At 68.5% G+C, this 12,476-nt stretch carries 15 protein-coding genes; 9 read left to right on the top strand and 6 right to left on the bottom strand.

Features of this window, described 5'->3' with window-relative positions; genetic code table 11:
- The first annotated feature begins 29 nt into the window (after positions 1 to 29).
- Together EJI01_RS07055 and EJI01_RS07050 are read left to right on the top strand one after the other, a co-directional pair.
- A complete protein-coding gene (locus EJI01_RS07055; RefSeq protein ID WP_260602362.1) occupies positions 30 to 941 on the top strand; it encodes an NAD-dependent epimerase/dehydratase family protein in 912 nt (303 codons plus the stop codon).
- Positions 942 to 963: 22 nt separating this feature from the next.
- Positions 964 to 1,926: an SAM-dependent methyltransferase gene (locus tag EJI01_RS07050; protein WP_126836403.1), complete on the top strand. Its 963-nt coding sequence runs from the start codon at positions 964 to 966 to the stop codon at positions 1,924 to 1,926.
- Positions 1,927 to 1,929: 3 nt separating this feature from the next.
- On the opposite strand, the gene EJI01_RS07045 is transcribed toward EJI01_RS07050, so the two are convergent.
- Entirely contained in the window at positions 1,930 to 2,379 is a 450-nt protein-coding gene (locus EJI01_RS07045; RefSeq protein ID WP_126836402.1) for a CBS domain-containing protein, read from the bottom strand.
- Positions 2,380 to 2,516: 137 nt separating this feature from the next.
- On the opposite strand from EJI01_RS07045, the gene EJI01_RS07040 reads away from it, so the two are divergent.
- Complete coding sequence (locus EJI01_RS07040; protein ID WP_126836401.1) at positions 2,517 to 3,854, top strand: O-acetylhomoserine aminocarboxypropyltransferase; 1,338 nt, start codon at positions 2,517 to 2,519, stop codon at positions 3,852 to 3,854.
- Entirely contained in the window at positions 3,854 to 4,669 is an 816-nt protein-coding gene (locus EJI01_RS07035; protein WP_126836400.1) for an alpha/beta fold hydrolase, read from the top strand. Before EJI01_RS07040 ends, EJI01_RS07035 begins: the two co-directional genes overlap by 1 nt.
- On the opposite strand, the gene EJI01_RS07030 is transcribed toward EJI01_RS07035, so the two are convergent.
- Genes EJI01_RS07030 through EJI01_RS07020 form a run of 3 tightly spaced genes read right to left on the bottom strand, consistent with a single transcriptional unit; the run spans position 4,653 to position 6,957 of the window.
- Entirely contained in the window at positions 4,653 to 5,315 is a 663-nt protein-coding gene (locus EJI01_RS07030) for an NAD-dependent epimerase/dehydratase family protein (protein WP_126836399.1), read from the bottom strand. The two genes, EJI01_RS07035 and EJI01_RS07030, sit on opposite strands and share 17 nt — an antisense overlap.
- 4 nt (positions 5,316 to 5,319) lie before the next feature.
- Positions 5,320 to 5,703 carry a thioredoxin family protein gene (locus tag EJI01_RS07025; protein ID WP_126836398.1) on the bottom strand — a complete coding sequence of 128 codons (384 nt, stop codon included), beginning with the start codon at positions 5,701 to 5,703 and terminating at the stop codon, positions 5,320 to 5,322.
- A gap of 36 nt (positions 5,704 to 5,739) precedes the next feature.
- Positions 5,740 to 6,957, bottom strand: coding sequence for a YihY family inner membrane protein (locus EJI01_RS07020; protein WP_126836397.1), 1,218 nt, complete (start codon positions 6,955 to 6,957; stop codon positions 5,740 to 5,742).
- 109 nt (positions 6,958 to 7,066) lie between these two features.
- Between EJI01_RS07020 and EJI01_RS07015 the strand changes: the two genes are divergently transcribed.
- From EJI01_RS07015 to EJI01_RS06995, 5 genes are all read left to right on the top strand, one after another.
- On the top strand, positions 7,067 to 7,474 hold the full coding sequence (locus EJI01_RS07015) for a DUF2069 domain-containing protein (protein ID WP_126836396.1): 408 nt from the start codon (positions 7,067 to 7,069) through the stop codon (positions 7,472 to 7,474).
- Positions 7,475 to 7,532: 58 nt separating this feature from the next.
- Positions 7,533 to 8,969 carry an FAD-binding oxidoreductase gene (locus EJI01_RS07010; protein ID WP_126836395.1) on the top strand — a complete coding sequence of 479 codons (1,437 nt, stop codon included), beginning with the start codon at positions 7,533 to 7,535 and terminating at the stop codon, positions 8,967 to 8,969.
- Positions 8,966 to 9,796: a thymidylate synthase gene (locus tag EJI01_RS07005; RefSeq protein WP_126836394.1), complete on the top strand. Its 831-nt coding sequence runs from the start codon at positions 8,966 to 8,968 to the stop codon at positions 9,794 to 9,796. Before EJI01_RS07010 ends, EJI01_RS07005 begins: the two co-directional genes overlap by 4 nt.
- Before the next feature lie 3 nt (positions 9,797 to 9,799).
- Entirely contained in the window at positions 9,800 to 10,294 is a 495-nt protein-coding gene (locus EJI01_RS07000; RefSeq protein ID WP_126836393.1) for a dihydrofolate reductase, read from the top strand.
- A gap of 94 nt (positions 10,295 to 10,388) precedes the next feature.
- Complete coding sequence (locus EJI01_RS06995; RefSeq protein ID WP_126836579.1) at positions 10,389 to 11,564, top strand: MFS transporter; 1,176 nt, start codon at positions 10,389 to 10,391, stop codon at positions 11,562 to 11,564.
- An 8-nt stretch (positions 11,565 to 11,572) separates the two neighbouring features.
- On the opposite strand, the gene EJI01_RS06990 is transcribed toward EJI01_RS06995, so the two are convergent.
- The gene (locus EJI01_RS06990; RefSeq protein WP_126836392.1) at positions 11,573 to 11,893 is read right to left on the bottom strand and encodes a non-heme iron oxygenase ferredoxin subunit; all 321 of its coding nucleotides are present in this window, start codon (positions 11,891 to 11,893) and stop codon (positions 11,573 to 11,575) included.
- Between the two features lie 22 nt (positions 11,894 to 11,915).
- Positions 11,916 to 12,389, bottom strand: a complete 474-nt coding sequence (locus tag EJI01_RS06985) for an aromatic-ring-hydroxylating dioxygenase subunit beta (RefSeq protein ID WP_126836391.1) — start codon at positions 12,387 to 12,389, stop codon at positions 11,916 to 11,918.
- Between the last annotated feature and the right edge of the window lie 87 nt (positions 12,390 to 12,476).

Raw genomic sequence — 12,476 nt, 5'->3', positions numbered from 1 at the left:
TCGAGAAAACTTAGAGCCGGAGCAAGACCATGGTTACCTCATTGAACGTCCTCGTCTGCGGCGCCAACGGTTTCATCGGCAGCCGTATCGCCGCCGCGGTGCTGCAGGCGGGGCACCGCGTGACCTGCGGCAGCGCGACGCGCCTGCGCAATGACCTGCCTCATCTGCCGATCGACTATTCGCGCGACACCGATGCCGCGACTTGGCTGCCGCGCCTGGCGGGCTTCGACACGGTGATCAACGCCGTCGGCGTGCTGCGCGACAGTGCACGACGGCCGATGCAGGCAGCGCACACCGACACGCCGGGCGCGCTCTTCCAGGCCTGCGCGCAGGCCGGCGTGCGCCGCATCGTCCAGATCTCGGCGCTGGGCATCGGCCGCGACGACAGCGACAACCCGACGCAGTACGCACGCACCAAGCGCGCTGCTGAAGCCGCGCTGCAAGCCCTGCCCGCCAACGGTCCGTCGTGGATTGCGCTGCGGCCCTCGGTCGTGCTCGGCCAGGGCGGCGATGCGACGAAGTTGTTCCGCACGCTCGCCGCGTTGCCTGTGCTCGCGATGCCGGCGTCCGCGCTCGCCGCCAGGTTGCAGCCGGTCTACGTCGAGGATCTGGCACGCGCGGTCGCCGTGCTGGCCGATCCTGCCTCGCCATCCCGCGGCGTGGTGGAGTTCGGCGGCGCACGCGCGATGACGCTGGCCGAGCTGATCGCCACCTTGCGCCACGCGCGGCGCGGCGGTGCGCCGAAGCCGGCCCGCGTGCTGCGCCTGCCTGCGTGGGTGGGCGTGCTGAGTTCGCGCGCCGGCGACTTCGTACCCGGCCTGCCGTGGTGCACCGACACCCGCATGATGCTCGAGCTCGACAACGTCGCAAGCAATGCGCCGCTGCGCGGCTGGCTAGGCACCGAGCCGCGCGACCTGCGCGATTTCGCCGGCACCTTGTGAATCAACTTCAGGAAAGCACTTCATGAGCGACACCGTCCCGCAACGCATCGCGCTGCCGGCACCTGCCGCGCCCTCGCATGCACCCGTGAGGCCGAGCGACACCCAGGACTACTTCACCGAGGTCGCCGACGACTACCGCGCATGGAGCCCGGGCTACAACATGCACTTCGGCTTCTGGCGCGCGGGACTCAACCCGTTGCGGCGCGAGGGCATGCTGGTCGAGATGAACCGCGCCGTGGGCCGCGCGCTCCAGCTCGACGCCGCGCGGCCGGCCTGCGTGGTCGACCTCGGTTGCGGCGCTGGCGCCACCGCGCGGACGCTGGCCATGGAGCACCCCAAGCTCTATGCGGTGACGGTGACCAACGTCGCGGTGCAGAACACGATCGCGGCCCGGCTAGATGCCGGCGCCGGCGTGACCGACCGCGTGGCGCATGTCGAGGCCGACTACACCCGCACCGGGCTGCCCACCGCGCAGGCAGACGGCGCCTGGGCGGTCGAGAGCGCGTGCTATGCGAGCGGCGCCGCCAAGGCCGACTTCGTCGCCGAAGCCGCGCGCCTGCTCAAGCCCGGTGCGCGGCTGGTGGTGATCGACGGCTTTCTGCTGCGCCGCCGGCCCGGCCGCGTCGCCGGCTGGCTGCACCGGCTATGGGCCGACAGCTGGGCCGTGCCCACGCTGGCCACGCGCGACGACTTCACCGCAACGCTCCAGAGCCACGGCTTCGCGCACGTCGAAGTGAAGTCGCTGCGCTGGCGCGTGGCACCGAGCGCGCTGCACATTCCCGTGCTGGCGACGCGCTTCACGCTGGTCGAGCTCTGGAAGGCGCGCGGCCGCCTCTCGCCCTGGCGCCGCAAGCACATCGTCGCGAGCTATTGCGCCCTCGCGCTGGGCCTGTTCTGGCGCGACTTCGACTACTGCATGGTGACGGCCGTGCGCGCGGCGAGCGAGGCCGGAGTCGACCCGCAAAACTCCGCGTCGAAGGAGTGAGGCCTACGAGGACTCGTCCTCAGCCGGCCAATCGCGGATATAGGCCTTGAGCATCTTGTTCTCGAAGTTCTGGCTGTCGACCACGGCCTTGGCGACGTCGTAGAAGCTGATCACGCCCATCAGCATGCGCTTGTCCATGACCGGCATGTAGCGCGCATGGCGCTCGAGCATGATGCGGCGGATCTCGTCGAGGTCGGTTTCGAGGGTGCAGGTGACGGGATGGTCGTCCATGGCCTTGCGCACCAGCGTGCCGCCGACCTGGCCGCCGTTGCCGACGATGGCCAGGATCACTTCGCGGAAGGTGAGCATGCCCACCAGGTCGCCATGCTCCATGACCACCAGCGAGCCGATGTCCTTGTCAGCCATGGTGTTGACCGCGTCGGACAGAGGTTCATCGGGCGTGACGGTGTAGAGCGTGTTGCCCTTCACGCGCAGGATGTCGCTGACTTTCATCGTGTTGCTCCTCGCTTGCTCGGCGGCGTGCCGATTTGAATATAGCCCACAATGACCGCCCGTCCACAGGCCCACGTCGGCGTCGCAGGCATTGCGCGCGCAGCGGGCATTGCAGAAACGACCATCGAAAGGCTCCCATGCCCGGCTATTCCGACCCCGGCTTCGACACCCTGGCGCTGCACGCCGGCGCCGCGCCCGATCCCGCCACCGGCGCGCGCGCAGTGCCGATCCACCTCACCACCTCCTTCGTCTTCGAGTCGAGCGACCATGCGGCCGCGCTCTTCAACCTCGAGCGCGCGGGCCATGTGTACTCGCGCATCAGCAACCCGACCAACGCGGTGCTCGAACAGCGCGTGGCCGCGCTCGAAGGCGGCATCGGCGCGATCGCGACCGCCAGCGGCCAGGCCGCGCTGCACCTCTCGATCGCGACGCTGATGGGCGCGGACTCGCACATCGTCGCGAGCACCGCGCTCTACGGCGGCTCGCAGAACCTTCTGCACTACACGATGCGGCGATTCGGCATCCAGACCACCTTCGTGAAGCCGGGCGACCTCGACGGCTGGCGCGCAGCGATCCGGCCGGAGACCAAGCTGCTGTTCGGCGAGACCGTGGGCAACCCGGGCCTCGACGTGCTCGACATCCCGGCCGTGAGCGAGATCGCGCATGCAGCCGGCGTGCCGCTCCTGGTCGATTCCACGCTGACCTCGCCCTACCTGATCAAGCCCTTCGACTGGGGCGCCGACCTGGTCTACCACTCGGCCACCAAGTTCCTCTCGGGCCACGGCACGGTGATCGGCGGCGTGGTGGTCGACTCCGGCCACTTCGACTGGGAACGCGCAGCAGGAAGCGCCGCCGGCGGCGGCACGGGGAAATTCGCCGAGCTGACGCAGGCCTACGACGGCTTCCACAACATGGTCTTCAGCGAGGAGAGCACGGTCGGCGCCTTCCTCTTGCGCGCGCGGCGCGAAGGGCTGCGCGACTTCGGCGCCTCGATGAGCCCGCACACGGCCTGGCTGATCCTGCAGGGCATCGAGACGCTGCCGCTGCGCATGGAACGCCACATCGACAACACGCAGAAGGTGGTCGAATTCCTGGCGGCGCATCCCTTCGTGGCCCACGTGGGACACCCGCTGCTCGAATCGCATCCGAGCCACGCGCTGGCGGGCAAGCTGCTGCGCCACGGTGCCAAGGGCGCCGGCGCGGTCTTCAGCTTCGACCTCAAGGGCAACCGCGAGCAGGGCAAGAAGTTCATCGAGGCGCTGAAGCTCTTCAGCCATCTCGCGAACGTGGGCGATTGCCGCAGCCTGGTGATCCATCCGGCGAGCACCACGCACTTCCGCATGACCGACGAGGCGCTGGCCGGCGCGGGCATCTCGCAGGGAACGATTCGGCTGTCGATCGGGCTCGAGGATCCGGCAGACCTGATCGACGATCTGAAGCGCGCCCTGAAGGCCGCAGAGAAGGCAGGTGTCTGATGGATCTCGTCGTCAACGGTCATCGCAGCTATTGCTACACGGGCGGCAAGGCTTTCGATGCCGCCAAGCCCAGCGTGGTGTTCATCCACGGCGTGCTCAACGACCACAGCGTGTGGATACTGCAAACCCGCTGGTTCGCCAACCACGGCTGGAACGTGCTGGCGGTGGATCTGCCCGGCCATTGCAGGAGCGAGGGCCCGCCGCCTGCGAGCGTCGAAGAGGCGGCGCAGTTCGTCGTCGCGCTGCTCGATGCAGCCGGCATCGGCAAGGCGGCGCTGGTCGGCCACAGCTTCGGCTCGCTCATCGCGCTCGAAGCGGCCGCTCGCGCGCCGCAGCGGGTCACGCACCTGGCGCTGGTCGGCACCGCTTATCCGATGACCGTGTCGCCGGCGCTGCTCGACGCTGCACTGAACGATCCGCAGCGCGCGATCGACATGGTCAACACCTTCTCGCATTCGCTGCTGGCGCCGCCGCCGTCCTCGCTGGGCCCGGGCACCTGGGTCTACGGCGGCTCGCGCGCGCTGATGCGGCGCGTGCTGGCGAGCAACCGCGAGGTCAATGTGTTCCACATCGGCTTCAAGGCCTGCAACGACTATGCGAACGGCGAAGCGGCGATCGCGGCCGTGCAGTGCCCGATCCTGTTCCTGCTCGGCGATGCCGACCAGATGACGCCGGCGCGCGCGACCCGTGCACTGATCGCCAAAGCATCCGGGGCCGCCCAGGTGCTCACGGTCAGGGCCGGCCACCAGCTGATGTCGGAAGCGCCGGACGAGGTGCTGTTTGCGCTGCGGGACTTTCTCAGCGCAGCGCGTTGATGTCCGCGGTTTCGACCAGCGGCGTCGGCGCGCCGCGCCTGGCGACGGCCAGCATCGCGCGCCCCACCTGTTCGCTGGTGGTCACGTAGCGCGGCGCCAGGCGCCGCAACAGGCCGAAGAAGGGGCTGGCCAGCACGTAGACCCACCGGTAGAGCGCCACCTTGGAACGCACGCCGTGCAAGGGCTGGATGAAGCCGGGGCGGAACATGTAGGCCGCCTTGAAGGGCAGGCGCATCAGCGCGTTTTCGGTCGCACCCTTGACGCGCGCCCACATGCTGGAGCCGCGCTCGCTGCTGTCGGTGCCGGCGCCGGACACATAGACGAAGGTCATCTGCGGATTGAGCCGCACCAGCACCTTGGCGGCGGCCAGCGTGAGCTCGTAGGTGACGTGTCGGTAGGCCTCTTCGCTCATGCCCGCGGACGAGACGCCGAGGCAGAAGAAGCAGGCGTCGAAGCCCGAGAGCTGTTCGCGCACGGCGCTGTAGTCGAAGAGGTCCGGCACGATCAGCTCGCGCAGCTTCGGATGGGTCTGCCCCGTCGCGCTGCGCCCGACGCTCAGCACCCGCGACACGCCGGCATCGAGCAGGCATTCGCGCAACACGCCCCGGCCCACCATGCCGGTCGCGCCGAAGAGCAGGACGTTCATGGCGCTAGCCGATTGAGAAGGTATCGGGCTCGCGGGCCAGCGCGCGCAACAGCGTGGCCACCTCGGCGACCGAGGCCTGCGCCGGCTGCAGCGCGCCGAGCATGCGCGCAAGCGTTTCGGCGTGCGGCAGCAGCGGGCCGAGGAAGCGGGTGCCGGATTCGCCCGCCACCAGGATGGTCGGGAAGGTCTCGACGTCGAAGTCGTCGGCCAGGTCTGCGTGGTCTTCGATGTCGACCCATGCGAAGCGGAACTGCGGATGCGCGCGCGCCACCTGCTCGAACAGCGGCCGGTACTCGCGGCAGGCGCCGCACCATTCGGCGCACAGGCAAACGACCCACAGGGCGTCGTCGGCCACATCGAGTTTCGCGGGAATGGTCGAATCGTTCAAGGTTGAATGGATCAGGTTGAGCGGAAGCCGCCGCCATTATCGATAGGGAAGCACATCCTGCAGCACCAGCGTGCGCAAGGGACCTTTGTGCCACAGGGTATCGAGGGCCGGCGCCTGCGGCATCAGCAGTTCCTTGAGCAAGGGCTCGAGCCGCGTGCTGCGGGCGTCTGCAAGCAGCACGTAGCGCGGATCCTCGTTGTCCGGCTCCTCGGCCAGCGGCCCGATCCAGTCGAGCGCGACCAGCGTTTCCAGCACCGGCGCGAGCTGCAGGGCGTCGACCTTCATGCGTATCACCAGCTCGGCCGCGCCCAGCCCCTTGGACGGCGTCGTCTGCGCGCGCGCCAGCTGCTGCAGGATTTCCACCGCGAGCTGGAGCCGCCAGCCGGGCGTGCCGCCGCGTCGCGCGACGCCGGTCAGCAGGCTGGGCAGGTAGGCCGCGATCACCGCGCCCAGCAGCACGATGACCCAGGCCACATAGATCCACACCAGCAGGATCGGCACCGTCGCGAAGGCGCCGTAGAGCACCGAATAGGTCGGCACCAGGCTCAGGTAATAGGCCAGGACGCGCTTGGCGATCTCGATCGCGGCGGCCACGAAGACGCCGCCGGCCCAGGCATGCACCCATTTCACATGGGTGTTGGGCACGTAGTGGTAGAGCGAGGCCATGCCGCCTGCGAGCAGAACGAATTCGAAGGTGTCGAACACCAGCTTGAGCATGCCGCGGCCCACCACGTCGCGCGAGACCGAGAAGACGTAGGCGGTGGTGCTCAGGCTCAGGGCCAGCACCAGCGGCCCGAGCGTGATCGCGGCCCAGTAGATCAGCACCCGCTGCGCGAAGGGCCGGGGCGTGCGCACGCGCCAGATGTTGTTGAGCGTCTTGTCCATCGTGAGGATCAGCGCGATGGCGGTCACCAGCAGCAGCACCAGGCCGGCGACGCCGAGGCCGCTGGCCTTGCTCGCGAACTGGTTGAGGTAGCCCAACACCTGGCGTGCGATGTTGTCCGGAATCAGGCTCTCGATCAGCCACCGCTGCACGCGCCCCTGCATGGCCGAGAACATCGGGAACACCGTGAACAGCGCCAGCGCCACGGTGAAGAAGGGCACCATCGCGATGGTGGTGGTGAAGGTCAGGCTGCTGGCCGTAAGGCCCAGCCGGTCTTCGCGGAAACGCTCGCCCAGCACCGCGGCGGTGTTGCCCCAGGGAAAGTTCGAAAGATCCCTCCAGAGTTGCCGGCGATTCATGGCCGGTATCATAGGAGTTGAACACTCCCCCAGTCTCCGCGCACTTCGTGTCGCTGCGCCAACCCCCTCGCCGGGGGCGACACCAGCGGCCCGGCGAAGCCGGTTCCGCGGTGTCCCCACTATGAAGACAACCTCGCCGCTGCCCTCTTCTTCCGTCGCCGCCTCGCGCTGGCTCGCCGTCGGCAGCCTGGTCGGCCTGATCGTGCTCGGCTTGGCCTGGGAGATGTGGCTGGCGCCGCTGCGCCCGGGCGGCTCCTGGCTGGCGCTCAAGGTGCTGCCGCTGGTGGTGCCGCTCGCGGGCCTGCTCAAGAACCGCATGTACACCTACCGCTGGGTCAGCCTGATGGTCTGGCTCTATTTCACCGAAGGCGTGGTGCGCGCCTGGAGCGACATCGACGGCACGAGCCAGGTGCTTGCGCTGATCGAGGTGGCGCTGTGCCTGGCGCTCTTCGTCGCCTGCGCCTGGCACGTTCGTCTTCGCCTGCGCCATGCGGCGCGGGCCCGCCAACTGGAAGGAGCCGCGCCATGAGCCCCGCCCGGCAGCCCGAAGGGGCTCGCACCGCAGTGCGGAGCACGGAGGTTATCCAATGAGCGCATCGCTGATCGACCAACTGCGCGCCATCGTCGGCGCGGCCCATGTGCTGACCGAGGGCGACCTCAGCGCTTACGAGCAGGATTGGCGAAAGCGCTCGCGCGGCAAGGCGCTCGCCGTGGCGCGGCCCGCCAGCACGCAGCAGGTCGCCGAGGTGGTCAAGGCCTGCGCGGCCGCCGGCACCGCCATCGTGCCGCAGGGCGGCAACACCGGCCTGGCGGTCGGCTCGATCCCGGACGAGAGCGGCACCCAGGTGTTGCTGAGCCTGCAGCGCATGAACGCGATCCGCGGCATCGACGCCGCCAACCTCACGATGACGGTGGATGCCGGCTGCGTGCTGCAGACCCTGCAGGAGACCGCCGAAAAGGCCGGCTTCCTGTTCCCGCTGAGCCTGGCCGCCGAAGGCAGCTGCACCATCGGCGGCAACCTGGCGACCAACGCAGGCGGCACGCAGGTGCTGCGCTACGGCAACGCGCGCGAGCTGTGCCTCGGCCTCGAAGTCGTCACGCCGCAAGGCGCCATCTGGGAAGGCACCAGCGGCCTGCGCAAGGACAACACCGGCTACGACCTGCGCGACCTGATGATCGGCAGCGAGGGCACGCTGGGCATCATCACGGCCGCGACGCTGAAGCTCTACCCGCTGCCGGCCGCGCGGCTCACCGCCTGGGCCGCCGTGCCTTCGCTCGACGATGCGGTGGCGCTGCTGGGCCTCGCGCACAAGCACCTGGGCTCCGAGCTCACGGGCTTCGAGGTCATGGGCAAGTTCGCGCTCGGCCTGGTCGACAAGCACATGCCGCAGTTGCGCGTGCCCTTCATCGACGATGCGGCGGCGCCCTACTGCGTGCTGCTGGAGAACTCGGACAGCGAATCCGAAGAGCATGCCCGCGGACGCTTCGAAGCGCTGCTCGAAACCGCCTTCGAGGCCGGCTGCGTCGGCGACGCGGTGGTGGCCGAGAACCTCACGCAGGCACACCAGCTCTGGCACATCCGCGAAAGCATTCCGCTGGCGCAGGCCGAGGAAGGGCTCAACATCAAGCACGACATCTCGATTCCGGTGTCGCGCATCCCCGCCTTCGTGGCCGAGACCGACGCGCTGCTCGAACGCGAGATCCCCGGCGTGCGGCTGGTGAACTTCGGCCACCTCGGCGACGGCAACCTGCACTACAACGTGCAGGCGCCGGCCGGCGGCGACAACGGCGCCTTCCTGCGCGACCACGAAGAGCGCATCAACACGCTGGTCTACGACGCGGTCGAGAAGTTCGACGGCTCCTTCTCGGCCGAGCACGGCGTCGGTTCGCTCAAGATCGACAAGCTCGAGAAGCACAAGTCGCCCGTGGCGCTCGACATGATGCGCGCCATCAAGCGCGGGCTGGACCCGCAGAACATCCTGAATCCGGGCCGGGTGATCCGGATGGAGAAAATCGACGCATGAACCGCCCTGTCCGCTCCCAATACGAAGACTTCATGCGCCACGTCGATACCCACGGCGTGCGCAAGAGCGACCGCACGGGCACCGGCACCAAGAGCGTGTTCGGCCACCAGATGCGCTTCGACCTGAACGAAGGCTTTCCGCTGGTCACCACGAAGAAGGTGCACCTCAAGTCCATCATCCAGGAACTGCTGTGGTTCCTGACCGGCTCCAGCAACAACAACTGGCTGAAGGAGCGCGGCGTCACCATCTGGGACGAATGGGCGCGCGAGGACGGCGACCTGGGCCCGGTCTACGGCGTGCAATGGCGCAGCTGGCCGACGCCGGACGGCGGCCACATCGACCAGATCCAGCAGGTCATCGACACGCTCAAGACCAACCCGGATTCGCGCCGCATCATCGTGAGCGCATGGAACGTGGCCGAGCTCTCCAAGATGGCCCTGATGCCCTGCCATGCCTTCTTCCAGTTCTACGTTGCGCCGCCGCAGACCGAAGGCGGGCGCGGCAAGCTCAGCTGCCAGCTCTACCAGCGCAGCGCCGACATCTTTCTCGGCGTGCCCTTCAACATTGCGAGCTACGCGCTGCTCACGCACATGATCGCGCAGCAGTGCGACCTGGACGTGGGCGACTTCATCTGGACCGGCGGCGACTGCCACATCTACAGCAACCATGCGGAGCAGGTGGCGCTGCAGCTGAGCCGCACGCCCTATCCTTACCCGACGCTGCTCATCAAGCGCCGCCCGGCCTCGATCTTCGACTACGCGTACGAGGATTTCGAGGTCGTCGACTACCAGCATCACCCGGCCATCAAGGCGCCCGTGGCGGTCTGAACCATGACCCGCATCAACCTGATCCTCGCGCGCGCCGCCAACGGCGTGATCGGCCGCGATGGCACGATGCCCTGGCATCTGCCCGAGGACATGGCGCACTTCAAGCAGCAGACCGCCGGTGCGCCGGTGATCATGGGCCGCAAGACCTGGGACTCGCTGCCGCTGCGCTTCCGCCCGCTGCCGGGCCGCCGCAACATCGTGATCACGCGCCAGGAGGATTGGAAGGCTGAAGGCGCCGAAGCCGCCGGCAGCCTGCGCGAGGCCTTGATCCGCTGCGAAGACGAGCAACTGCCCGAGGTCTGGGTGATCGGCGGCGCACAGATCTATGCCGAGGCCGAGCCGCTCGCGCGACGCGCGCTGGTCACCGAGATCGGCCGCGACTACGAAGGCGACGCCTGGGCGCCGCGCTTCGACGTGTCGTGGCGCGAGACCGCCCGCGAGTCGCACGTCTCGGCCAGCGGCCTGCCCTACGCCTTCGTCACGCTCGAGAGGCCCTGAGGCCCGCCGAGCCTCCGGCTGACCCACGGTGGCCTCGCTGCATCGCCCCGACTCGCGCTACGCCGTCTATCGGCTGCTCGTGACCCTGCTGCTGATGACCATCGGCAGCAGCGGCATGTACGTGGTGTCCGTGGTCCTGCCCGCCGTGCAGGCCGAATTCGGCATCGCGCGCGCCGATGCGTCGCTGCCCTATACCCTGCTGATGATCGGCTTCGGCATCGGCGGCATGTTCATGGGCCGGCTGGCCGACCGCTTCGGCGTGATGTGGCCGCTGCTGCTCGGGGCGCTGTGCCTTGGCATCGGCTATGTCGCCTGCGCCCTGTCCGGCGGCATCGTTGCGTTCACGCTGGCGCAGGCGGTGCTCGTCGGCATGTTCGGCAGCGCTGCCGCCTTCGCGCCCCTGGTCGCCGACACCTCGCTCTGGTTCGTGAAGCGCAGGGGCATCGCGGTGGCGGTATGCGCCAGCGGCAACTACCTGGCCGGCGCGGTCTGGCCGCCGATCGTGCAGCATTTCGTCGAGCTCGTCGGCTGGCGCCAGACCTATTTCGGCCTGGGCATCTTCTGCGGCCTGACGATGGCGGCGCTGGCGCTGCTCATGCGGCCGCGGCCACCGGACGTACAGCCGGACGCACCGGCCTCGGCGCCGGGGGCCGCTGCCCCCGATGCGCGGCCCTTCGGACTCAGCCTCGGCACGGCGCAGGGCCTGCTCTGCATCTCGGGCGTGGCGTGCTGCGTCGCCATGGCGATGCCCCAGGTCCACATCGTGGCCTACTGCAGCGACCTCGGCTTCGGTGCGGCGCGTGGCGCGCAGATGCTGTCGCTGATGCTCGCCTGCGGCATCGTCAGCCGCCTGGTGTCGGGCTTCGTGTGCGACCGCATCGGGGGGCTGCGCACGCTGCTCCTCGGCGCCGCGCTTCAATGCATCGCGCTGATGCTCTTCCTGCCCTTCGACGGACTGGTGTCGCTCTTCGTGGTGTCTGCCCTGTTCGGGCTTTTCCAAGGCGGCATCGTTCCTTCGTACGCCATCATCGTGCGCGAGCATTTCCCGCCTGCCGAGGCCGGCGCTCGGGTCGGCACGGTGCTCATGTGCACGCTCTTCGGCATGGCGCTGGGCGGCTGGATGTCCGGCAAGGTGTTCGACCTCACCGGCAGCTACCACGCGGCCTTCGTCAACGGCATCGCGTGGAACCTGGTGACGCTGTCGATCGCGGCCATGCTCTGGTGGCGCACGCGGCAGGAGCGACCTGCCCTGCGCTCCCTGTCTTCGTGACGCGCGGCTCAGTCGCCGATCGCCACGTACACCCGCCCGCCTTCGATCTTCACCGGATAGGTGCGCAGATCGTCGGTGACCGGCGCGCACGTGGCCTTCCCTGTTCGCACGTCGAACTTGCCCTGGTGCAACGGGCACTCGATCTCGTGGCCTTCGAGAAAGCCGTCGCACAGCCGTGCCTGGCCGTGCGTGCAGGTGTTGCTCGTGACGAAGACCTCGCCGTTCACGCTGTAGAGCGCGAGGTCGCGGCCTTCGACTTCGAGGCCCAGCACGTCGTCGGCCGGCAGGTCGTCGGCGGCGGCGGCGTCGATCCAGGAAATGGTGCTCATGCTCGTACTCGCAGGGTGATGTTCAGATCGGATAGATGATGGAATTCGGGATCATCTCGCTGTCGTAGACGACGAGGCGCGAGGCGAATTTCAGGCCCTCGGGCCTGCGCACGACGGTATCGATGTAGCGGCCGACGTTGAAGACGGTGGAGAGCTCGCTGAGCTTGGTGCGGAACACCGCGTAGTTGGCTTCGCTGCGGATCGTGCCGTCCTCGTCCACGCCATGCACCAGCGGCAGGCCCACCACGTGGCGCTGGTAGTAGGGATCGTGGAACAGCGTCTCGCGGATGCCGTAGACGCGGTCTTCCAGCATGCCGCGGCTTTCGAAAGACAGCGTGGCCAGCGGCAGGCCGCGTTCGTGGTTCTCGCGCGGCTGCAGGCGGTAGCTGCAGTCCTCGATGAAGAAGGCGGGCCACAGATCCCAGTTGCCGGAATCGACGGCCCGCGCGTAGTCGGCGTAGAGCTGGCTCAGCGCGAAATAGTCCTCGACGTTCATCTCAGGTGCTCCATCTGAGGTTGTGCGAGGCGCGGCGCGCCAAGCCGCGCACGTCAGTCGGTGAACACCGCGGAACCGGCTTTGCCG

Source organism: Variovorax sp. MHTC-1 (assembly GCF_003984645.1).
Lineage (GTDB): Bacteria > Pseudomonadota > Gammaproteobacteria > Burkholderiales > Burkholderiaceae_C > Variovorax.
The sequence above is the reverse complement of the archived record's forward strand: the minus strand, read 5'-3'. Positions and strand labels throughout refer to the sequence as shown.